At 69.3% G+C, this 21940-nt stretch carries 22 protein-coding genes; 8 read left to right on the top strand and 14 right to left on the bottom strand.

The features are described from left to right. Positions 1–254: 254 nt before the first annotated feature. Positions 255–1094 (top strand): UTP--glucose-1-phosphate uridylyltransferase GalU, encoded by an 840-nt coding sequence (gene galU, locus VV867_RS08655; protein WP_009619948.1) that lies wholly within the window; start codon positions 255–257, stop codon positions 1092–1094. Between the two features lie 190 nt (positions 1095–1284). Here galU and VV867_RS08650 read toward each other — a convergent pair whose 3' ends face one another. Next, on the bottom strand, positions 1285–1716 hold the full coding sequence (locus tag VV867_RS08650; protein WP_109933877.1) for a VOC family protein: 432 nt from the start codon (positions 1714–1716) through the stop codon (positions 1285–1287). Positions 1717–1802: 86 nt separating this feature from the next. On the opposite strand from VV867_RS08650, the gene gorA reads away from it, so the two are divergent. After that, positions 1803–3158: a glutathione-disulfide reductase gene (gorA, locus tag VV867_RS08645; protein ID WP_109933878.1), complete on the top strand. Its 1356-nt coding sequence runs from the start codon at positions 1803–1805 to the stop codon at positions 3156–3158. 214 nt (positions 3159–3372) lie between these two features. Here the strand turns inward: gorA and VV867_RS08640 are convergent, their stop codons facing one another. Both VV867_RS08640 and VV867_RS08635 read right to left on the bottom strand, forming a co-directional pair. After that, positions 3373–4377, bottom strand: a complete 1005-nt coding sequence (locus tag VV867_RS08640) for a bile acid:sodium symporter family protein (protein WP_328566113.1) — start codon at positions 4375–4377, stop codon at positions 3373–3375. Between the two features lie 140 nt (positions 4378–4517). Next, entirely contained in the window at positions 4518–4871 is a 354-nt protein-coding gene (locus VV867_RS08635; protein ID WP_109932282.1) for a hypothetical protein, read from the bottom strand. Positions 4872–5001: 130 nt separating this feature from the next. Here VV867_RS08635 and VV867_RS08630 point away from each other — a divergent pair, with 130 nt between their 5' ends. After that, a complete protein-coding gene (locus tag VV867_RS08630; protein WP_043273730.1) occupies positions 5002–5475 on the top strand; it encodes an Lrp/AsnC family transcriptional regulator in 474 nt (157 codons plus the stop codon). Between the two features lie 34 nt (positions 5476–5509). Here VV867_RS08630 and VV867_RS08625 read toward each other — a convergent pair whose 3' ends face one another. Both VV867_RS08625 and VV867_RS08620 read right to left on the bottom strand, forming a co-directional pair. Beyond that, positions 5510–6016: a DUF1993 domain-containing protein gene (locus tag VV867_RS08625; RefSeq protein ID WP_328566112.1), complete on the bottom strand. Its 507-nt coding sequence runs from the start codon at positions 6014–6016 to the stop codon at positions 5510–5512. A gap of 90 nt (positions 6017–6106) precedes the next feature. Next, complete coding sequence (locus VV867_RS08620; RefSeq protein WP_109932291.1) at positions 6107–6826, bottom strand: endonuclease; 720 nt, start codon at positions 6824–6826, stop codon at positions 6107–6109. A gap of 145 nt (positions 6827–6971) precedes the next feature. Between VV867_RS08620 and VV867_RS08615 the strand changes: the two genes are divergently transcribed. After that, positions 6972–7316: a hypothetical protein gene (locus VV867_RS08615; protein WP_328566111.1), complete on the top strand. Its 345-nt coding sequence runs from the start codon at positions 6972–6974 to the stop codon at positions 7314–7316. A 258-nt stretch (positions 7317–7574) separates the two neighbouring features. Here VV867_RS08615 and VV867_RS08610 read toward each other — a convergent pair whose 3' ends face one another. Both VV867_RS08610 and VV867_RS08605 read right to left on the bottom strand, forming a co-directional pair. Next, positions 7575–7751 (bottom strand): hypothetical protein, encoded by a 177-nt coding sequence (locus VV867_RS08610; protein WP_167364811.1) that lies wholly within the window; start codon positions 7749–7751, stop codon positions 7575–7577. A gap of 133 nt (positions 7752–7884) precedes the next feature. Next, positions 7885–8202: a transcriptional regulator gene (locus VV867_RS08605; RefSeq protein ID WP_089391338.1), complete on the bottom strand. Its 318-nt coding sequence runs from the start codon at positions 8200–8202 to the stop codon at positions 7885–7887. A gap of 198 nt (positions 8203–8400) precedes the next feature. On the opposite strand from VV867_RS08605, the gene VV867_RS08600 reads away from it, so the two are divergent. Both VV867_RS08600 and VV867_RS08595 read left to right on the top strand, forming a co-directional pair. Beyond that, positions 8401–8796 (top strand): hypothetical protein, encoded by a 396-nt coding sequence (locus tag VV867_RS08600; RefSeq protein WP_089391337.1) that lies wholly within the window; start codon positions 8401–8403, stop codon positions 8794–8796. A 209-nt stretch (positions 8797–9005) separates the two neighbouring features. Further along, the gene (locus tag VV867_RS08595) at positions 9006–10391 is read left to right on the top strand and encodes a CoA transferase (protein WP_442965009.1); all 1386 of its coding nucleotides are present in this window, start codon (positions 9006–9008) and stop codon (positions 10389–10391) included. A 6-nt stretch (positions 10392–10397) separates the two neighbouring features. On the opposite strand, the gene VV867_RS08590 is transcribed toward VV867_RS08595, so the two are convergent. The 4 genes from VV867_RS08590 to VV867_RS08575 form a co-directional block, all read right to left on the bottom strand. Next, complete coding sequence (locus VV867_RS08590) at positions 10398–13499, bottom strand: efflux RND transporter permease subunit (RefSeq protein WP_109932295.1); 3102 nt, start codon at positions 13497–13499, stop codon at positions 10398–10400. Next, a complete protein-coding gene (locus tag VV867_RS08585) occupies positions 13496–14662 on the bottom strand; it encodes an efflux RND transporter periplasmic adaptor subunit (protein WP_328566110.1) in 1167 nt (388 codons plus the stop codon). Before VV867_RS08585 ends, VV867_RS08590 begins: the two co-directional genes overlap by 4 nt. Then, positions 14659–16059, bottom strand: coding sequence for an efflux transporter outer membrane subunit (locus VV867_RS08580; protein ID WP_328566109.1), 1401 nt, complete (start codon positions 16057–16059; stop codon positions 14659–14661). Before VV867_RS08580 ends, VV867_RS08585 begins: the two co-directional genes overlap by 4 nt. A 428-nt stretch (positions 16060–16487) precedes the next feature. Continuing rightward, entirely contained in the window at positions 16488–17171 is a 684-nt protein-coding gene (locus tag VV867_RS08575) for a response regulator transcription factor (RefSeq protein ID WP_275629975.1), read from the bottom strand. A 105-nt stretch (positions 17172–17276) separates the two neighbouring features. Here VV867_RS08575 and VV867_RS08570 point away from each other — a divergent pair, with 105 nt between their 5' ends. Both VV867_RS08570 and VV867_RS08565 read left to right on the top strand, forming a co-directional pair. Then, the gene (locus tag VV867_RS08570) at positions 17277–17966 is read left to right on the top strand and encodes a response regulator transcription factor (RefSeq protein WP_089391332.1); all 690 of its coding nucleotides are present in this window, start codon (positions 17277–17279) and stop codon (positions 17964–17966) included. Then, on the top strand, positions 17944–19323 hold the full coding sequence (locus VV867_RS08565) for a sensor histidine kinase (RefSeq protein ID WP_328566108.1): 1380 nt from the start codon (positions 17944–17946) through the stop codon (positions 19321–19323). Before VV867_RS08570 ends, VV867_RS08565 begins: the two co-directional genes overlap by 23 nt. A 185-nt stretch (positions 19324–19508) precedes the next feature. Here the strand turns inward: VV867_RS08565 and VV867_RS08560 are convergent, their stop codons facing one another. From VV867_RS08560 to VV867_RS08550, 3 genes are all read right to left on the bottom strand, one after another. Next, complete coding sequence (locus tag VV867_RS08560) at positions 19509–20081, bottom strand: flavin reductase family protein (protein ID WP_109935383.1); 573 nt, start codon at positions 20079–20081, stop codon at positions 19509–19511. Positions 20082–20098: 17 nt separating this feature from the next. Further along, positions 20099–21019, bottom strand: coding sequence for a bestrophin family protein (locus VV867_RS08555; protein ID WP_109935384.1), 921 nt, complete (start codon positions 21017–21019; stop codon positions 20099–20101). A gap of 103 nt (positions 21020–21122) precedes the next feature. Continuing rightward, entirely contained in the window at positions 21123–21401 is a 279-nt protein-coding gene (locus tag VV867_RS08550) for a hypothetical protein (protein WP_109935385.1), read from the bottom strand. Positions 21402–21940 lie beyond the last annotated feature (539 nt).

Here is a 21940-nt window from a genome sequence, read left to right as displayed (position 1 = left end):
GGTCAGCACGGGCTCTGTCGGCGCCCTTCAGAGTGCGTAGGATGGAGCCGACAGACGGTCGCCGAAGGTACCAGTGCTGACTTTTTGCCAGTATCGACCGAACTTGCCGGCGCCGTGGCGGTCTGACTAGCCGTTGCCCATCGCCGACGGGCCTGCGCCTCCGCTGGCGGGCGCGCAGCGTGGGCATTGTAAGCCGCACGCGGGCTCATTAGACTGCGCGCCATTCACACCCTCGTTCATGTCGAAGGACTTCCATGATCAAGAAATGTCTGTTCCCGGCTGCCGGCTACGGCACCCGCTTCCTCCCGGCCACCAAGGCCATGCCCAAGGAAATGCTGCCGATCGTCAACAAGCCGCTGATCCAGTACGGCGTCGAAGAGGCGCTGGAAGCCGGGCTGTCGGAGATCGGCATTGTCACCGGCCGCGGCAAGCGTTCGCTGGAAGACCATTTCGACATCAGCTACGAGCTGGAAACCCAGATCCGCAACACCGACAAGGAAAAGTACCTGGTCGGTATCCGCCGCCTGATCGACGAGTGCACCTTCTCCTACACCCGTCAGATCGAGATGAAGGGCCTGGGCCACGCCATCCTCACCGGCCGCCCGCTGATCGGCGACGAGCCCTTCGCCGTGGTCCTGGCCGACGACCTCTGCCTGAACCTGGAAGGCGACAGCGTCCTGAAGCAGATGGTCAAGCTGTACAACCAGTTCCGCTGCTCCATCGTGGCCATCCAGGAAGTGCCGCCGGAAGAGACCAACAAGTACGGCGTGATCGCCGGCGAGATGATCCGCGACGACATCTACCGCGTGAACAACATGGTCGAGAAGCCCAAGCCGGAAGAGGCGCCGTCGAACCTGGCGATCATCGGCCGCTACATCCTGACCCCGGACATCTTCGAGCTGATCGAGCAGACCGAGCCGGGCAAGGGTGGCGAGATCCAGATCACCGACGCCCTGATGAAGCAGGCCCAGGACGGCTGCGTGCTGGCCTACAAGTTCAAGGGCAAGCGCTTCGACTGCGGTAGCGCCGAGGGCTACATCGAGGCGACCAACTTCTGCTACGAGAACCTCTACAAGACCGGCAAGGCTTGGTAATCCCGGCGCGTTCCCGGTACGTCGAAGAAGCCACCTGCGGGTGGCTTCTTCGTTTCCGCCGTTCGCGTGGGCCGCACGCTTTCGGAGCGGGGGGCTGCCGTAGGGCGAATAACCGTTCGCGGTTATCCGCCGTTGCCTTGCGAAGGCGGCGGATAACGCTGGAGGCGTTATGCGCCCTACGGTTCGGCGCCTACAGCGACGATGGAATCGGCATTTCTTCCGAGCCCGGCCCCAGTGGTTGGCCGTAGCTGAACTCCACGTAATTTCCTGCAGGGTCACGAACACCACAGTAATAACCGACGGGGTAGGGCTCCTGGCGCGGCGGCCAGATCAGGCAGCCGGCGCGTTCGGCCTCGGCGGCGATGGTATCGACCTTCTCGTGGCTGTCCACCGCGAAGCCGAAGTGGCTGTAGTCGTCGCTGGCCAGGTGGCGGGCCTCGCCGCCGGGCATGATGACGAAGATGAACTGGTGCTCCTTGCCCGGCTCGGCCATCCACACGATGCGCGAGCCCTTGCCCTCGCGCTGGTGGATCACGCGCATGCCGCAGAAGCGTTCGTAGAAGGCGATGCAGGCCTCCAGGTCCGGTACGTGCAGGGCCAGGTGGGTCAGGGACGGGCGCATGGCGGCTTCCTCCTGTGGGCTCTGCTGGCAGGATAGGCCAGCGGCGATGAGGTATGCTGCCGGGCATCTGCCAGTGGAGAACGACGATGGCTTTCGATTTCGACCTGTTCGTGATTGGTGCGGGTTCCGGCGGCGTGCGTGCCGCGCGGTTCGCCGCGGGGTTCGGCGCGCGCGTGGCGGTGGCCGAGAGCCGCTACCTGGGCGGCACCTGCGTGAACGTCGGTTGCGTGCCGAAGAAGCTGCTGGTGTACGGCGCGCACTTCCACGAGGACTTCGAGCAGGCCGCCGGCTTCGGCTGGAGCCTGGGCGAGGCGCGCTTCGACTGGCCGACCCTGATCGCCAACAAGAACCGCGAGATCCACCGCCTCAACGGCATCTACCGCAACCTGCTGGTGAACAGCGGGGTGACCCTGCTCGAAGGCCACGCGCGCCTGGTCGACGCCCATACCGTGGAAGTGGACGGCCAGCGCCTGCGCGCCGCCAACATCCTCATCGCCACCGGTGGCTGGCCCCAGGTGCCGGACATCCCCGGCAAGGAACACGTCATCACCTCCCAGGAGGCCTTCTTCCTGCCGCAGCTGCCGCGCCGGGTGCTGGTGGTGGGCGGCGGCTACATCGCCGTGGAGTTCGCCTCCATCTTCCATGGCCTGGGCGCGCAGACCACCCTGCTGTACCGCCGCGAGCTGTTCCTGCGCGGCTTCGACCGCAGCGTGCGTGAGCACCTGCGCGACGAGCTGACGAAGAAGGGCCTGGACCTGCAGTTCAACGCCGACATCGCGCGCATCGACAAGCAGGCCGACGGCAGCCTGCTGGCGACCCTCAAGGACGGCCGCCTGCTGGAGGCCGACTGCGTGTTCTACGCCACCGGCCGCCGGCCGATGCTCGACGGCCTGGGGCTGGAGAACGTCGAGGTGGCGCTGGACGACAAGGGTTTCGTCAAGGTCGACGAGGCCTACCGCACCAGCGAGCCGTCGATCCGCGCCATCGGCGACGTCATCGGCCGCGTGCAGCTGACCCCGGTGGCCCTGGCCGAGGGCATGGCGGTGGCCCGCCAGCTGTTCCGCCCCGAGGAATACCGGCCGGTGGACTACAAGCTGATCCCCACTGCGGTGTTCAGCCTGCCGAACATCGGCACCGTCGGCCTCACCGAGGACGAGGCGCGCGCCGCCGGGCACCGGATCAAGCTGTTCGAGAGCCGCTTCCGCGCGCTCAAGCTGACCCTCACCGAATCCCAGGAAAAGACCCTGATGAAGCTGATCGTCGACGCCGACAGCGACCAGGTGCTGGGCTGCCACATGGTCGGCCCGGAGGCCGGCGAGATCCTCCAGGGCATCGCCGTGGCGCTCAAGGCCGGGGCCACCAAGCGGGTGTTCGACGAAACCATCGGCATCCACCCGACGGCGGCCGAGGAGTTCGTCACCCTGCGTACGCCGGTGGCCTGATCTCGCGGGGCGAGCGATAGGTATCAACCTGTAGGAGCGGGCCCTGCCCGCGATTCGCGCGCAGGGCGCGCTCCTACAGGTAAATATGACACTCCGTAGGATGGGTTGAGCGAAGCGATACCCATCGCCGTGGCTGCATGGGTCTCGCCAAGGCTCAGCCCACCCTACGAAAAGCGCCTCGGCGCAGCCGGCAAGGCACGTCGCACCGAACGCTTCAGCGCGACTGCACCACCTGCGCCGTGGCCGCCGCTTCCTGCTGGCGCTTGGCGTAGCGCTGGGCCAGCACCGCGCAGACCATCAGCTGGATCTGGTGGAAGAGCATCAGCGGCAGCAGGATCACGCCGATGCTGCCGGTGGCGAACAGCACCTGGGCCATGGGCACGCCGGTGGCCAGGCTCTTCTTCGAGCCGCAGAAGACGATGGTGATCTCGTCTTCCTTGTCGAAGCCCAGGCGCCGGCTGAGCTGGCTGGTGGCGAACAGGGCGAGCGCCAGCAGGATGCAGCACACCACCACCAGGCCGGCCAGCGCGGCCAGCGGCACCTGGTGCCACAGGCCCTGGATCACCGCGGCGCTGAAGGCGGTGTAGACCACCAGCAGGATCGAACCCTGGTCGACGTAGCGCAGCACCGGCTTGTGCCGGTCCACCCAGCCGCCGATCACGCCACGCAGGGCCTGGCCGGCGATGAAGGGCACCAGCAGCTGCAGGGTGATCTTGCCGATGGCGTCCAGGGTGGAGACGCCGGTGTCGCCGTGCACGCCCAGCAGCAGCTGGACCAGCAGCGGGGTGAGGAAGATGCCGATCAGGCTGGACGCCGAGGCGCTGCATACCGCCGCCGGGATGTTGCCGCGGGCCAGCGAGGTGAAGGCGATGGACGACTGCACGGTGGCCGGCAGGGCGCACAGGTACAGCAGGCCCAGGTACAGGTCCGGGGTCACCAGCGGCGACAGCACCGGCTTGAGCACCAGGCCGAGGATCGGGAAGAGGATGAAGGTGCAGGCGAACACCAGCAGGTGCAGGCGCCAGTGGGTGGCGCCGGCGATGATGGCCTGGCGCGACAGCTTGGCGCCGTGCAGGAAGAACAGCAGGCCGATGGCCAGGTTGGTGACCCAGCCGAAGGCGGTGGCCACCTGCCCCTGGCAGGGCAGCAGGCTGGCGATGGCCACTGTGGCGACCAGGGCCAGGGTGAAGTTGTCGGGGAGCAGACGTGGACGAGCCATGGCGATCATCTCGGGCAAGGTACGAAGAATGCGGTCGCCGCCTCTGACGGACGGATGACGGTTCCGACTCTATGCCCGTGCTGGCCTTCCGGCTAACGCGAGAAAGCCAGCCTGTATCGCTGAACGGACAGATTGCGCCGTCAGAAGCTGCTGAACGCCAATTCCACCGTCGCCACGCTGACCAGCGAGCGCATGCGCTCGGCCATCACCTCGCCACGCTGCTCCGGCATGCCCGGTACGCGCAGGTCCACCTGCAGCCATTCGCCCGCCTGCACGGCATGCACTTCGGCCGGCAGCCAGCCCTGCAGGGCGAACAGGTTCAGCAGCTTGCACAGCACGTCGGCATCGGCCTCGGCGCGGATGGCGAAGTGCGCCTGGCGCGCCGCGTCGGCCGGGCGGCGGGTCCAGCCGTCGGGGCGCTCGCCGGGGCCGGCGTCGAGCAGGCTGGCGGGCAGGACGGCGGTGCGGGTGGGCAGGGAAACGGCTTGGTTCATGGCGGGACCGGCAAGGCTGGGAGGTGGCTCATTGTCGGTGGCCCGGCCGGGTTTTGCTTTGCGAAATGAGCGGCGATGGAGATGGTTTGCGAATAGACTATGCGTGAACGCATGGGTTGGAGAATAGATAATGCCGATCGAGCTGGATGCCTACGACAAGCGCATCCTCGCCCTGCTGCAGGAGGAGGCGACGCTCTCCACCGCCGAGATCGCCGAACGCATCGGCCTGTCGCAGTCGCCGTGCTGGCGGCGTATCCAGCGCCTGAAGGAAGAAGGGGTGATCCGCCGCCAGGTGACCCTGCTGGACCGCAAGAAGATCGGCCTGAACACGCAGATCTTCGCCCAGGTGAAGCTGAACACCCACGGGCGCAACAACCTCACCGAGTTCGCCGCGGCCATCCGCGAGTTCCCCGAGGTGCTGGAGTGCCATGTGCTGATGGGCGCGGTGGACTTCATGCTGCGCATCGTCACCGAGGACATCGAGGCCTACGAGCGCTTCTTCTTCGAGCGCCTGTCGCAGGTGCCGGGCATCCAGGAGATCAACTCCATAGTCGCGCTGTCGGAGATCAAGTCGACCACCAGCCTGCCGCTGCCCGGACGCTAGGGAAGGGTGCCGGCGTGGCCGGCACCGGGCGGGCTCAGGCGCCGCCGAGGAAGTCCATCTTGCCCAGCTCCACGCCGTTGTGGCGGAGGATGGCGTAGGTGGTGGTGACGTGGAAGTAGAAGTTGGCGTTGGCGAAGCCGAGCAGGAAGTCCAGGCCCTTGAAGTGCAGCTCGCGGCTCGGCGTCTTGATGTGGATCTCGCGGTTCTCGGCGCCTTCGAACTGCTCGGGCTTGAAGCCCTTGAGGTAGTCGATGGTCTTGGCGATGCGCGCCTGCAGGTCGGCGAAGCTCTGTTCCTCGTCGGCGTAGCTGGGAATCTCCACGCCGGCCAGGCGGGCGGCGCAGCCCTTGGCGGCGTCGCTGGCGATCTGCACCTGGCGCGTCAGCGGGAACATGTCCGGGGCCAGGCGGGCGTTCAGCAGCACCGTCGGGTCGATGGACCTGGCCTGGGCATGGGCCTCGGCCTTGGCCAGGATGGCCGAGAGGTTGCCGAGCGTGCGGATGAACACCGGAACGGAAATCTGGTAGATCGACAGGGACATGCGAGGTACTCCAGACAGGGGAAAAGAGGCCTGCGCGACAGGGTGCGCCCGCTGAGTCTACTGCCAGGCGTGACGGCCGTCGCCTGGCTTTCAGCGCCCGGCGACGCTGGCCGCGGTGCCGCAGCCCTGCAGGTCGATCTTGCCCACGTACGGGTTGCCCCAGCCCATCACGCAGCCGACCATCTGGTTGCGCTGGCGCTCCCAGGCTTCCACCGGGTACTGCTTGCTCCAGGCCTGGTACAGCTGGCGGTCCTGTCTGGACAGCCTCAGGCCGTAGCGGTCGCTCATGTAGAAGTAGGTGCGGGCGATCATCCCGCGGATCTGCGGGCGCGGCATGGCCTTCTTCGCCTTGAAGTCGATGACCATCGGGCAGGCGCCATACTGCGGCGCCTGCTGCGGCAGCCAGCCGTAGCCGAAGTTGTTGCGGTCGCCGTTGACCTCGCCGATGCTCGGCACCAGGTTGAACAGGTCGGCCTCGGCGCGCTGGTACACCGGGTCGTGCCGCGAGCAGTTGCTGCGCCCGCCGCTCTGCCAGCACTGGCGCTGGTGGCCGATGACCCAGGCCGGGACTATGTGCTCCCACTCGATGCGCCCGGCGCGCTTGGCGTTCTTGCGCGGCACGTAGCCGCAACTGGCCAGGTCGACGCGGTTGCCCTTGTAGCGGCAGCCGCAATAGAACTCCACCGACTGGCGGGCATAGAGCTTCCAGCCGATCTTCTTGGCTTCCTGGAAGGTGCGCGGGGCGGCGGCGGAGGCGGCCAGGGGCAGGACCGCAATCAAGAGGAGGAAGGCTGTGCGACGAATATTCATCAGAAACTTCTTTCAGAAATCGTCGCATCTTACTGATATGAAACGATCTGCCAATCGTGGCAATCGAATGGCAAGGAACAGGTGCGTAGGAAACTGGAGTTGTTAGACTGGGGGCATTTCCAGCCTAACCGGAGGTTCAGCCAGCATGACCAGCATGAAGAGCCGAGCGCTTTGCGGCCTGCTCGCCAGCCTGCTGGCCGGGGCGGCGCTGGCCGGCCAGCCGCCGGTGCGCAGCATCGAGCGCATCTACGTCAGCCCCGGCGCCAGTGGCAGCATCGACAGCTCGTCGAGTGTGCAGCGCTATGACGGCTACGGTGGCGTGCAGGTTCCGCGCAGCTACGAACAGGGCTCCAGCCGGGTGATCATCGACAACAGCGGCGGTGGTACCAACGGTGGCATCCGCCAGAGCATCGAATACCCCAATGGCGTGCAATTCGACGTCACCCCGGGGACGACGCGCTCGAACGGGCAGCGGCAGTCGTATCCCTGAATGGGCGCCGTTCGCCGACGCTCGGGCTCAATCGTAGGGCGAATAACCGTTCGCGGTTATCCGCCGTTGGCCGCGGCACCGGTGCACGATGGCGGCGGATAACGCCGTAGGCGTTATGCGCCCTACGGATGGCTCCGTGAGCGCGGGAAGCTCGACGTCAACCTGGAGCGGGCCCTGCCCGCGATCGCGCGCAGGGCGCGCTCCTACAAGGGGCGCGGCGCTAACAGTAGGAGCGGACTCCGTCCGCGATGCGCCGCCTCAGGACTCCTTGCGCACCAGGCGCGACTTGCGCAGCCCGCCCTTGCAGTAGAAGGGGCCGGTATCGCCGCGCAGGTGATAGAGGGTGGCGAGGAAGGCGGAGCTGGTGCGGCCGACCGCGAGGCTGCGGAGTTTCTGGTAGGCCCACAGCCAGTCCTGGGGGAGCGTCTTGCTCATGGACTCGTCCTTGATTCAGCGTGGTGGTGCGTAACTGCCCCAAGGACATTAGTGGCCGAACTCCTTCAGCGCAAGTCCGGCCGCTCTGCGGCAAGCCTTTGCGGCCTTTTGCCATCCCCGCACGGGGTAAGGTTCAGGCCCCCGCCGCCTCGCTGCGCGCCTCCTCCACGTATTCCTTCAGCCAGCGCAGCACCTCCACCGCGTCCCAGCGCGTGGGGTCGAACATGGCGTAGGCCTGGCCCTGGTAGCCCACCACGTCCAGCGGGCGGTGGTAGCCGGCGCGCTGCAGCAGTGCCTCGATCTCGGCGAAGCAGGTGTTGAAGTGGGTGCGGGAGAAGGGCGTCTTGCCCTCGGTGACCAGGCCCTCGAGGTGCAGTTCGGCGACCGCTTCGCTGACTTCCTCCACGCCCATGTGGTTCACGGTGTATTTCATCTGGCGGATGTCCACCATCGCTTTCGCTCCTGTTCGGGTCCTTGCCTGCCACCTGTTGCCAGGGTGCCTTTCGTCGATGACAGAAGGATAATCGAAAAATACTGTATGCATGAACAGTATTTTGTGGCTACCATGGTTTCCGCTGGCTCACTGAATCCATGGCCGCCGCGAAACCGGGCCCCGCCCCGCGGCGACGACGAAGAAGAGGAACGCGTGATGAAGCAAGTCAAAGCCCTGCTGGTGCTCACCCTCCTGGCCCTGCTCGCCGGTTGCGCCCAGCCGCAGGCCGAGGGGCCCAAGGCCAATGGCGCCTACCTGGTGATCGACGGCCGCGAGGCCTGGGCGGTGCTGGTGGCCGACGGCAAGCGGGTGGAGGAACACGGCATCGTGCGCGACGCCATCCGTGTGCCGCGCTCGCGCTCGGCGGTGGTGGCCAGCTATGTGATAGACACGCCCAACTGCGGCCGCCTGCAGACGCTGACCGAGGTGCACGACGACGGCACCGGCGCCACCCGCCTGCTGAGCGTGGGCGAGGAGGGCGGCGACCTGTCCGCCTGTCGCATCCGCGACGACCTCAGCCGTGCCTGGACGGCACTGGATTATTCAGGTTGACTCAAGGTTCTTCACGAAATTTTCACGCTTCGGGGGCGATGGTAGGCACATCGCTAAAGGACTAGCGCCCCAGTAAAGAACCCGCCACCGGCGGGTTTTTTATTGCCTGCGATTCCCCTGCGGCGCAAGGCCGGCTCGCGGCGGCGCGGCGGGCGGGCTAAGGTTGCCTGGCGGGTCCGTTTCATGGACTCCTTCGATCGAGGTGCAGCATGCTCGCCAGCCAGATGACCAGGGCCCTGTGGCAGGCCCTGGAAGAGAACGCGGCCCTGCCCGCGCCCCTGTCCTTCCAGGCCGAGGGCGGGCTGCCCTCGACCTTCGCCGTCACCGACCTCGCCAGTGCCTCCATCGCCGCTGCCGGCCTGGCCACCGCGGCCTTGCTGAAGCGCGCCGGCCAGGCGCCGGGGGCGTTGCAGGTGGATCGCCGCCTGGCGTCCTTCTGGTTCGCCTGGACGCTGCGGCCCCAGGGCTGGGCGCTGCCGCCCATGTGGGGCGACATCGCCGGCGACTACGCCACCCGCGACGGCTGGATCCGCCTGCACACCAACGCCCCGCACCACCGCGCCGCGGTCGTGCGCGTGCTGGGGCCGGTGGCCAGCCGCGAAGAGGCGGCGGCCCGCGTCGCCACCTGGAACAAGGCCGAACTGGAGCACGCGGTGGTGGCCACCGGCGGTTGCGCCGCGGAGATGCGCTCCATCGACGAATGGAAGGCGCACCCCCAGGGCCAGGCCCTGGCGGAGCAGGACCTGATCTGGAGCCAGGAGCAGGCCATCGCCCCCGCGCCGGCCTGGGCGCTGGCGGCGGACCGGCCGCTGGCCGGGGTGCGGGTGCTGGACCTCACCCGGGTGCTCGCCGGGCCGGTGGCCAGCCGTTTCCTTGCCGGCCTGGGCGCCGAGGTGCTGCGCATCGACCCGCCGGGCTGGGACGAGCCGGGGGTGATCCCCGAGGTCTGCCTGGGCAAGCGCTGCGCGCGCCTGGACCTGAAGGACCTGCCCGGGCGCGAGCGCTTCGAGGAACTGCTGCGCCACACCGACGTGCTGATCCACGGCTACCGCGGCGACGCCCTGGAGAACCTCGGCTTCGACGCCGAAGTGCGCCAGGACCTGGCGCCGGGGCTGGTCGACGTGAGCCTGAACGCCTACGGCTGGAGCGGCCCCTGGCGCAACCGCCGGGGCTTCGACAGCCTGGTGCAGATGAGCACCGGCATCGCCGAGGCCGGCATGCGCTGGCGCCAGTCCGACAAGCCGGTGCCGCTGCCGGTGCAGGCCCTGGACCACGCCACCGGCTACCTGATGGCCGCCGCCGCGCTCTGTGGCCTGGGCCGGCGCCTGGGCAGCGGGCGCGGCAGCACCTGGCGCCTGTCGCTGGCGCGCACCGCGCAGTTCCTGGTGGAGCAGGGGATGCGGGCCGACGCCTTGCCGGCCCTGGCCGAAGAGGCACCGGCCGATCTCGACCCGGCCATCGAGACCACCGCCTGGGGCCCGGCGCAGCGCCTGCGCCCGCCACTGCTACTGGAAGGCACGCCGTTGCAGTGGGCCCTGCCGGCGGCGGCGCTGGGCTCGTCGAAACCGTACTGGAGCTTCGAGACGACCGCCTGAGTACGCTCAGCGCTGCTGCGGCGCCAGCAGGCCGCCGCGGGCCTGGCGCCAGGCGCGGAAGCCGGCGGCCAGGCGCGAGAACCACAGGTAGATCACCGGCGTGGTGTACAGCGTCAGCACCTGCGACACCAGCAGGCCGCCGACGATGGCGATGCCCAGCGGCTGGCGCAGCTCGGCGCCGGAGCCGGTGCCCAGGGCCAGCGGCAGGGCGCCGAACAGCGCTGCCAGGGTGGTCATGAGGATCGGCCGGAAGCGCAGGGTGCTGCCCTCTATGGTCGCCTGTTCCGGCGTCATGCCGCCGCGTTCGGCCACCAGGGCGAAGTCGATCATCATGATGGCGTTCTTCTTGACGATGCCGATCAGCAGGATGATGCCGATCATCCCCATCAGCGACAGGTCCTGGCCGCACAGCAGCAGGGCCAGCAGCGCGCCGAGGCCGGCCGAGGGCAGGGTGGAGAGGATCGACAGCGGCAGCAGCGGGCTCTCGTAGAGCACGCCGAGGACGATGTACACCGTCACCACCGCTGCCAGGATCAGCCACGGCTGGCTGCGCAGCGAATCCTGGAAGGCCTGGGCGGTGCCCTGGAAGGTGCCGCTGACGCTGTCCGGCAGGCCGGCCTGGCGGGTGGCCTGGTTGATGGCGCTCACCGCATCGCCCAGCGCGTAGCCCGGCGCCAGGTTGAACGACAGGGTGACCGCCGGGAACAGCCCCTGGTGGTTGATGGTGATGGGCGCCAGGTCCGGCTCCAGGCGGCCGAGCACGCTCAGCGGCACCAGGTCGCCGGTCAGGCTGGAGCGCGCATAGAGGTGCCTGAGGCTTTCCTCTGAAACCTGCCAGCGCGGGTCCAGCTCGAGGATCACGTGGTACTGGTCCAGCGCGGTGAACAGGGTCGCCACCTGGCGCTGGCCGAAGGCGTCGTAGAGCACGTCGTCGATGGCCTGCACGTTCACGCCCAGGCGCGCGGCGCTGTCGCGGTCGATGTGCAGGGTGGCGCGTGGCGCCGCCTGCTGCTGGTCGGTGGCCACGTCGCGCAGCTGCGGCAACTGCTTCAGGCGCGCCAGCAGCACGCCGGCCCAGTGGTCCAGCTCGTGGCTGTCCGGGTCCTGCAGGGTGTACTGGAACTGCGTCTTGCTCGGCCGCCCGCCGATCTGTACGTCCTGGCGCACCTGCATGTACAGGGCGATGCCCGGCACCGCGGCCAGCTCGCGCTTGAGCCGCGCCACCACCTGGTCGGCCTTGGCCGCGCGCTGCTCGTAGGGCTTGAGGTTGATCATCACCCGGCCCTGGCTGAGGGTGGGGTTGGGGCCGATCCAGTAGTAGACGTTGGCCACGTCCGGGTCGCGCCGGATCACCTCGCTGAGCGCGGCCATGCGTTCGCGCATGGCGGCGAAGGAAACGTCCGCGTTGGCCTCGGCCACGCCCATGATCACCCCGGTGTCCTGCTGCGGGAAGAAGCCCTTGGGCACCTCGACGTAGAGCACGGCGGTGACCAGCAGGGTGAGCAGGGCCACGGCCAGGGTCAGGCGCTCGTGCCGCAGCACCCGCCGCAGGCTGCGCCGGTAGCCGTCGAGCAGGGCCTCGAAGGTGCGCTCGCTCCACTGCAGGAAGCGGTTCTGCACGCCGTGCAGGTCGTGGCGGATGAACCAGGCGCAGAGCATCGGCGTGACCGTCAGCGAGACCACCCCGGACATCACCACCGCCACGCTCACGGTCACCGCGAACTCGCGCAGCAGGCGGCCGATCACCCCGCCCATGAACAGGATGGGGATGAACACCGCCACCAGCGAAACGGTCATGGAAACGATGGTGAAGGCCACCTCGGCGGTGCCCTCGATGGCCGCCTGCAGCGGCGGCTTGTGCATCTCCAGGTGGCGGATGATGTTCTCCATGACCACGATGGCGTCGTCCACCACGAAGCCCACGGCGATGCTCAGGGCCATGATCGACAGGTTGTCCAGGCTGTAGCCCAGCACGTACATCACCGCGAAGGTGGCCACCAGCGACAGCGGGATGGTCAGCGCCGGGATCACCGTGGCGCTGACGTTGCGCAGGAACACGAAGACCACAGCCACCACCAGGGCGATGGACAGCAGCAGGTTGAACTGCACCTCGTCGATGGAGGCGTTGATGGTCTGGGTGCGGTCGCCCACCAGGTGCACCTGCACGTCGCGCGGCAGCTGCAGCAGCAGCGAGGGCAGGCGGTCCTTGATCGCCTGGGTCACCGCCAGCACGTTGTAGCCGGGCTGCTTGTGGATGTCGACGATCACCGTCGGCTGGCCCTGCAGGCCGGCGGCCTGGCGCACGTCCTCGGCGCCGTCGATCACCGTGCCCAGGTCGCTGATGCGGATCGGCACGCCGTTGCGGTAGGCGATCACCAGCGAACCGTACTGCGCGGCGCGGGTGAGCTGGTCGGTGGTGTCCAGGGTGATGGCCCGCTCGGCGCCGTCGAGGTTGCCCTTGGGCGCGTCCACCGTGGCGCTGCCCAGCACGCCGCGCACGTCGTCCAGGGTCAGGCCGCGGGCGGCCAGGGCGTCGGGGTCGATGCGCACGCGCACCGCCGGGCGCTGCTCGCCGTGGAAGTCCACCAGGCCGACGCCGGGGATCTGTGACAGCTGCTGGCCGAGGTAGTCGTCGGCGTAGTGGTCCAGCTCCGGCAGGGTGCGGGTCGGCGAGGTCAGGGCCAGGGACAGGAAGGTGAACTCCGCCGGGTTGACCTTGTGGAAGGTCGGCGGCGCCGGCAGGTTCTTCGGCAGGTTGCCGCCGGCGGCGTTGATCGCCGTCTGCACGTCCTGGGCGGCGCCGTCGATGTTGCGCTCCAGGTCGAACTGCAGGGTGATCTGCGTCAGCCCCAGCGAGCTGGAGGAGGTCATCTGGGTGACCCCGGGGACGCTGGCGAAGGCCCGCTCCAGCGGTGTGGCCACCGACGAGGCCATGGTCTCGGCGCTGGCCCCGGGCAGGGTGGCCTGCACCTGGATGGTCGGCATGTCCACCTGCGGCAGCGGCGCCACCGGCAGCAGGAAGTAGGCGGCGCCACCGAGCAGCAGCACGCCCAGGGCCAGCAGGGTGGTGGCCACCCGGCGGCGGATGAAGGGCTCGGAGAGCGTCATGGCCGCTGCTCCGCGCTGGCGGTCTGGCGGGCGTCGGCCAGGGCCGCGACCTTCAGCCCCGGAGCCAGGCGGTACTGGCCGCCGGTGACCACGGTCTCGCCGGGCGCCAGGCCCTGGTGGATCCACTGCAGGCCGTCGACCACGGTGCCGGCCTTCACCTCGCGCACCTGGGCCTGCTGGTCGCGCCCGACCACGTACACGAAGCTGCCCTGCGGCCCCTGCTGCACGGCGCTGGCTGGCACCACGGTGGCGGCCTTCTCGGTGCGCAGCAGCAGGCGCACGCTGAGCAGCTCGCCGGGCCAGAGCTTGCCGTCGGCGTTGTCGAAGTCGGCCTTGAACAGGATCTGCCCGTTGCCGGTGGAGACCTGGCTGTCGATGAAGCTCAGCCGGCCCGTGGCGATGTGCTGGCGGCCGTCGCGGCTCAGCGCCTCGACCTGCAGCGCCTGCCCGGCGCTGGCCTGCAGCACTTCGGCCAGGTCCTCCTGGGGCAGGCTGAAGGCCAGGGAGATGGGCGCCATCTGGGTGAGGGTCAGCAGGCCAGTGTTGTCGCCGGCGTGGACGATGCTGCCGGCGTCCACCAGGCGCTGCCCGGTGCGCCCGGCGAAGGGCGCGGCGATGCGGGTGTAGCCGAGTTGCAGCTGGGCGGTGTCCAGCGCCGCCTGGTCGGCCTGGATCGTGGCCTGCAGGGTGGCCACCTGGCCGCGCAGGGTGTCCACGTCCTGGCTCGGCCCGGCATGGGCGGCGGCCAGTTTGCCGGCGCGCTCGAGGTTGACCCTGGCCACCGCCAGCTGCGCCTCGTCGCGCGCCTTGTTGGCCTTGGCCTGCAGCACCTGGGCGGCATAGGGGCGCGGGTCGATCTCGGCGAGCAACTGCCCGGCCTTGACCATCTGGCCCTCCTGGAAGTGCAACTGCTGCAGCTCGCCATCCACCCGCACCTTGATGTCCACCGCGTTCAGCGCCTGCACCGTGCCGATGGTCTGCAGCCAGATCGGCAGGTCGCGCTGGTCGGCCACGCCCAGGCTGACCGGCACCGGCGCCTCGGCTGGCCTGGCCGTCTTGGCGGCGTCGAAATGGCGCCAGGCGAAGGCGGCCAGCGCCACGGCCAGGAAGAGGAATGCCAGGCGCCAGTAGCGGCGCTGGGAGGAAGCGGGGGACGGGCTCACGGTCGGGTCGCCTGTGCGGGAGGTGGGTTGCTGGCCAACTGGGCCTGCGGTGCCTGGAAGCCGCCGCCGAGGGCGCGGTTCAGCCCTACGGAGGCCTGCAGGCGTTGCAGGCGCACCTGCAACAGGCTGTCTTCGGCCTGGTACAGGGTGCGTTGCACGGTCAGCAGGGTGAGGAAGTCGGTGCTGCCCAGGCGGTAGCGCACCTGGGCCAGGTCGGCGGCCTTGCGCGCCGAGTCCACGGCGGCCTGGTCGAGGCGTTGGGTCTGCGCCAGGCGGGCGTTGGCGCTGAGCTGCGTCTCCACGTCCTGCAGGGCCTGGAGCACGTTCTGCCGGTAGTCGGCGACCAGCTCGCGGGCATGGGCGCGGTCGGCCTGCAGCTGGCCCTCCAGCAGGCCGCCGTCGAACAGCGGCTGGCCGAGGCTGGCGGCCAGTTGCCAGAGCCCGCCGCCAGTGTGCACGTCGCTGCCGGCGAGGGCGCCCAGGGAAATGTTCGGCAGGAAGGCCGCCCGCGCCGCGCCGACGTCGAAGTTGGCCGCCACCAGCCGCGCCTCGGCGGCCTGGATGTCCGGGCGCTGGCCCAGCAGGCTGGCCGGCAGCCCGGCGCGCGCCTCGGGCAGCTGGATGCCGTCCAGGCCGCGGTGCTGCAGGGCGAAGCCTTCGGGTGCGGCGCCCACCAGTACCGCCAACTGGTAGAGCGAGGCATCGCGCTGCTGGGCCAGGACGCTGACGTTGGCCTGGAAGTTCTGCAGGGCGTTGCGCTGCTGTTCCACCTCGAGGTCCGAGGAAGAGCCCAGGCGCGACTGCGTCTGCACCAGTTGCAGGATGTTCTCGGCGTCGCTGGCGATGCGCTGGGCCACGGCCAGGCGCTCGTCCAGCGAGAGCACCTGGAAGTAGGCGTCGGCGATGTCCGCCTGCAGGCCTATGCGCACCGTCTCCAGGTCGTAGGCCGTGGCCTGGGCCTGCGCGGTCGCGGAATCGGCCAGGGCGCGGTTGCGGCCCCAGAAGTCCAGCTCGTAGCTGGCCTGGGCGTAGAGGTCGTGGGCGTTCTTGCTGCTGTCATGGTCGTGGACGTAGCTGCCGCCCAGGCTCAGGTCCGGGTAGAGCGCGGCCCCGGCAACGCGGGCATTGGCCCGGGCCTGGTCGACCCGCGCGATGGCCGCCTGCAGGCTCAGGCTGTCGCTGCCGGCGCGCTGGATCAGCTGGTCCAGCTCGGCGCTGGCGTAGTCCTTCCACCACTGTTGCGGCACCTGGGCACCAGGGGCGGCGGCGTTGTCCCAGTAGCTGGCGACGGCGACGCCGGGCCGCTGGTACTGAGGCACCAGCGAACAGGCCCCGAGCAGGGCCAGGGAGAGGGCGGCGGCCAGCCGGGGCAGGGCGCCGGCGGTGGATGGGGGCATGGGGTGCGTCCTTCTGCGTCCCGCGCGCTGCGGGCTGCTGTGGAGGACGAGCCTAGCGCCAGGCAGCTACCGGGCGGTTCTTCCCAAGCTGAACAAAAGTTTAGGTGGGGTAGGGGGATTGGCTTGCCCCAGCCTTGGAACCCCGTAGGAGCGGGCCCTGCCCGCGATTTCGCGCGCAGGGCGCGCTCCTACAGGGGCTCGGCGCGTGAGGCAACCCGTAGGCGCGGATCTCATCCGCGAAACGCGCCGGGACGCCCGGCTATCGCGGACAAGGTCCGCTCCTACGGTTCCAGGAGACACGGTCGTAGGAGCGGACTCCGTCCGCGATTGGATTCTCCGGCCACGCTGGGCGCCCCGGTGGCCCCGATGGCGGATAACCGCGAACGGTTATTCGCCCTACGGACGGTGAATCCGACGCGCAGCTACCCCTATTCCGGCGGCGTCTCGCTGAGCATGTAGCCGGCGCCCGGCACGGTGTGGATCAGCGGGTGCTCGAAGCCCTGGTCGACCTTTTGCCGCAGGCGGTGGATGTGCTTGTCGATGACGTTGTCGCGCGGGTCGAAGTCGTAGTCCCAGGCGCTTTCCAGCAGCATGCCGCGGGTCACCACCTGGTCGGCGTGGCGCATGAGTTTTTCCAGGATCAGGAATTCGCGCTGCTGCAGCACCATGCTGCGGCCCTGGCGCTGGGCCACGCGGCCCTCGCAGTCCAGCAGCAGGTCGCCGACCTGCAGGCGCGCGCCGAGCAGCTGGCGGCCGGGGCGGCGCAGCAGCGCGGCCAGGCGCGCGTGCACCTCGACGAAGGCGTAGGGCTTGGCCAGGTAGTCGTCGCAGCCGGCCTGCAGGCCCTCGACGCGGTGGTGGGTGGAGGCCAGGGCGCTGAGCATCAGCACCGGCGTGTCGGAGCCCGCGGCGCGCAGCCGGCGCACCAGCTCCAGGCCGTCCAGGCCGGGCAGGCGGCGGTCCAGCACCAGGGCGTCGTAGAGGTTTTCCAGGGCCAGGTCCAGGCCGTGGACGCCATCGCTCGCGGCGTCGACTATGTGCCCGCTCTCGCGCAGGCCGCGCACCAGGTAGCCGGCGGCCTGCGGTTCGTCTTCGATGACCAGGATTCTCAAGGGCGCACCTAAACTTTTGTTCATCTTGGCGCGAGGCTGGCGTTCGCCCGCACCTGGCGAAATATACTGCCGGACACTTCCCGCCGCCGCCACGGACCGCTGCCCATGACCCAGGTTCTCGTCGTCGAAGACGACCCCGCCACCGCCGCCGAGATCGGCGCCGCGCTGCACGACCACGGCTACCAGGTCAGCCTGGTCGGCAACGGCCGCGACGGCCTGGTGCGGGCCCTGAGCGAGAGCTTCGCGGTGATCGTCCTGGACCGCATGCTGCCCGGCGGCATGGACGGCCTGGCCATGCTCACCGCGCTGCGCTCGGCCGGGGTGGAGACGCCGGTGCTGATCCTCAGCGCCTTGTCCGACCTCGACGAGCGCGTGCGCGGCCTGCGCGCCGGCGGCGACGACTACCTGACCAAGCCCTTCGAGTTCATCGAGCTGACCGCCCGCCTGGACGCCCTGACCCGCCGGGCCGCGCGTGGCGGCGAGGCGCGCGACAGCCGGCTGCGCATCGGCAACCTGGACATCGACCTGCTGCGCCGCTCGGTACGCCGCGGCGAGCGGCAGATCGACCTGGTGCCGCGCGAGTACCAGCTGCTGGAATACCTGGCGCGCCACGCCGGGCAGATCGTCACCCGCACCATGCTCTTCGAGGCGGTGTGGAACTACCGCTACGACGAGCGCACCAATGTCATCGAGGTGCACATCGGCCGCCTGCGGCGCAAGGTCGACGTGGACGGCGAGCCGCCGATGATCCACACCGTGCGGGGGGCGGGCTATGTTCTCCGGGCGCCTGAGTGAGATTCCGCGCACCACCAGCTTCCGCGTGGCGCTGTTGTTCCTGCTGCTGTTCGGCGTGGCCTCGCTGGCGCTGTTCGGCTACGTGTACTGGCGCACCGCCGGCTACCTGCGCGCCGAGGTGCAGGCCAACCTGACGCGGCAGGTCCACAACCGCGCCGGCCTGGAGCTGCCCGAGCTGCTGCGCGAGGTGCAGGAGCACGCCGCCAAGGACCCCGAGCAGCACTTCCCCCAGGCGCTGTTCGACGCCAGCGGCCGGCGCCTGGCCGGTACCCTCGCCGAGCAGCCGCCGACCCAGGTGCTGGACACGCCCATCGAGTTCAGCCGGCGCAGCCTCTCCGGCGGCGAGCGGCGCGTGCGCGGCATCGTCCACCGCATGCCCTCGGGCGAGGTGCTGGTGATCGGCCAGGACATCCAGGACCTGCTGGAGTTCGACGAGCTGCTGGTCAGCGCCATGGCTTCCGGCGGGGTGCTGATCCTCATCCTCGGCCTGGCCGGCGCGATCATCGCCGGGCGCACCTCGCAGCAGCGCCTGGACGCGGTGACCGGGGCCATCGAGCGCATCGTCAAGGGTGACCTCAGCGAGCGCCTGCCGGTGCGCGGCAGCTCCGACGACGTCGACCGCCTGGCGGTGGTGGTGAACCGCATGCTCGACGAGATCGAGCGGCTGATGCACGAGGTGAAGGGTGTCTGCGACGACGTCGCCCACGACCTGCGCACGCCGCTCACCCGCCTGCTGGCCGGGCTTGAGCGCGCCCAGCGGCGCGACTGCAGCCAGCAGGAGTACGCCGCCGCCATCGACCAGGCCATCGAGGACGCCCACGGCCTGCTGCTGACCTTCCGCGCGCTGCTGCGCATCTCCGAGATCGAGGACAGCGCGCGGCGCACCGGCTTCGTCGCGGTGGACCTGACCCAGGTGGCGGCCGACGTGGTCGAGCTGTTCGAGCCCCTGGCCGAGGAGCGCGGCCTGCACCTGAGCTACAGCGGCCCGGTGCAGCCGGCCTGGCTGCAGGGCGACGCGCACCTGCTGTTCGATGCCCTGAGCAACCTGGTGGACAACGCCCTGAAGTTCACCCCGGCCGAGGGGCGCGTCGAGGTGCGGGTGGAAGCGGGCGAGGAGTGGGTGGAGGTGCAGGTGCGCGACGACGGGCCGGGGATTCCGGAGCACGAGCGCGAGGCGGTGCTGCGGCGCTTCTACCGCTCCGAGCGCAGCCGCCACACGCCGGGCAACGGCCTGGGGCTGAGCCTGGTGGCGGCGGTGGCGCGGCTGCACGACCTGGCGATGAGCGTGGGGGATGGGGCGCCGGGGTGTTGGGTGAGTTTGCGGGGGCGGGTGGTTTCGGGGGTGGTGCGGGGATAGCCGGGGTGTGGGGTTTGAGCGCGCTTGCCCTCACCCCAGCCCTCTCCCAGAGGGAGAGGAGGCCGTTCGGCATGTACGGGTAGTCAGGTGTCAGCCTGAAGAGGCAGGCGTGCGCTGATGCTTCGATTGGCAGAGGATAGTCCCCTCTCCCTTCAGGGAGAGGGCTGGGGAGAGGGGCTCTTGCTTCAAGCCTCAGCCTTGACCACCTGAAAAGCCTCCCCTGTCGCAAAGAAAGCCCCGCCGGCCTGGTAATGAATGGTCCGCGATTCCTCGTCGGGGAAATGCCAGCGCCCCTTCGAGAACACCCGCTCGTCCGCATAGGCCGCCACCACCTCGGCGATGAACAGGTCGTACTTCTCCTGGTTGTGCGGCTCGGCGATCACCTTGCATTCCAGGTAGGCCAGGCAGCCTTCGACGATCGGCGCCTGCACCTGGCGGGCGCGGGCGGTGGCGATGTCGAAGCGGGCGAACTTGTCCAGCTCGCCGCCGTTGCTGGAGCCCACCGCCAGGGTCAGTTCGGCCTGGCGCCGCGACGGCAGCTGGATGACGAAGGCGCCGGCGCCTTCCACCAGGTGCCGCGACCAGGTGTTGCGGTCCAGCACCAGCAGCAGCTTGGGCGGGTCGAAGTCCAGCGGCATCACCCAGGCCGCCGCCATCACGTTGGCCACGCCCTCGTGCTCGCTGGTGACCAGGGTGGAGGGGCCGTGGTTGAGCAGCAGGTAGGCCTTGGCCAGGGGGACGTCTTGCAGGTGGTTCATGGGTGGTTCCTCGAAGGTCAGAGCAGCAGGCCGTCGACCGGCTCCAGCGGCGCCGGCAGCTCGGCCTCGCCGAGGATCTCCATGACGGCGATCTCCAGCTGCCGGCTCATGGCGTCCAGCGGCAGGTCGTTGGGCTGGGTGTCGAACGGGTCGGCGATCTGGTCGCCCAGGGCGTCCAGGCCGAAGAAGGTGTAGGCCAGCACGCACACCGCCAGCGGGGTGAACCAGCCGATGCTGTCGACCAGGCAGAACGGCAGCAGGAAGCAGTACACGTGGACGATGCGGTGCAGCATGAGGATGTAGGGGTAGGGGATGGGCGTGCCCTTGATCCGCTCGCAGCCGCCGAGCACGTAGGACAGGCGGCTGACCTGCTGGTCGATGTTGGCCTGCAGCATGTCGTTGGCGCCGGCGCGCCGGCCTGCCTCGGCGAAGTCGCGGCCCAGGCGGGCGAGCAGGGCGTTGGCCGGGCCGGGCGTGCGGGCCAGGGCGTCGGCCAGTTCGCTGCCGAGCAGGCGGCGGGCGTCCTCGCTCTGCGGACGCTCGCGCAACTGGTCGCGCAGCACGTAGGCGAAGGCGGCCAGGCGCTGGGCCAGCAGGCGGCGCCCGGCGTCGTCCAGGCCGGGCAGCAGCGACAGGCTCTGCCGCGCCAGGTTGCGCGAGACGATCAGCAGCTCGCCCCAGAGCGTGCGTGCCTCCCAGAAGCGCTGGTAGGCCACGTTGTTGCGGAAGCCCAGGAAGATCGCCAGGGTCAGGCCCCAGAGGGTGAAGGGCGTGGAGGTGATCACCACCTTGTAGTGGTAGAGGGTGCCGTGGGTGGCCACCACCAGCGAGCTGAGCAGCACCGTGTAGAGCACCTTGCGCCAGATGGCCGGGATGATCGAACCCTTGAGGGAGAACAGCAGCACCCAGAGCGTCGGGGTTTGCGGGCGGAGGATCATGCGGGGGCTTCCAGGCGGGTACACGGGGGAGCGCGCATCATAGCCGAGATGCCCGCCTGGTGGCGCGGGGTAGGCGGAGGACGCGGCGCCCTCCGCCGGGGGCTCAGGCGCCGGCCTGCTCCTGCCGGGCCTTGCGCTCCGCCAGGTCGTACAGTTGCCGCGCTTCCTCCAGCAGCGGCGCGAGGCTGGCGGACAGGCGCGCCACCCCGGCAGGCATGGGCATTTCGTCGGCGCTGTCCTCCAGCAGGCGCAGCAGCACGCTGAGGGATTCCAGGCGGCGCTCGGCGGTGCCCATCAGGTGCTCGACCGGGGCCTGGAGGTTGACGTAGAGAACGTCCTCGTGGGGTTGGGAGAGGGTGGTGAGGGGGATCATGTCAGGCATCGTCTGCCTCCGGGTGAGAGGCAGCAGGGCGATGCACGCGGTTGGCCGGAAGTGGCATGCCCATTGCTCCTCGAGTGGGTGAGGAACCGCCCCCGGAAAGGGAGGCGGGCCGCGCGGGGGTAGCAAACCGGAGCCAGAGAGCCGGCCAGGCCGAAGCCTGCCCCGAGCGGCCCGCCATGAGTGCCCTTGAGGGGCTGGCGGGAAAAGCACCGTGCATGGGAAGGCAAGGGGCTACCGCGCTCTGACTCTACAGGTTGCTACACCCGTGTCACGGCAGTGACCGTGACGGGCAGAGCCTACCGGCGGGGTTTGTAGGGGCTCAATGGAAAGCTGGGGTATGAAATTTCGCAGAGTGCGGGAGGGGAGTGGAGCTTTTGTAGGAGCGAGCTTGCTCGCGAACGGTGCTTGCCGGCTGGGGCGGTGCCTGTGCTGAAGAGCGCCCTCTCCCTAACCCTCTCCCTGAAGGGAGAGGGGACTGTTCGGAGTGTTCGGGTATTTCGGAGTTAGCTGGATACTACGGCGTCCGGCTGAAGCCATGC

This window comes from Pseudomonas sp. JH-2, from assembly GCF_036231725.1.
Taxonomy (GTDB): Bacteria; Pseudomonadota; Gammaproteobacteria; order Pseudomonadales; family Pseudomonadaceae; genus Pseudomonas; species Pseudomonas delhiensis.
The sequence above is the reverse complement of the archived record's forward strand: the minus strand, read 5'-3'. Positions and strand labels throughout refer to the sequence as shown.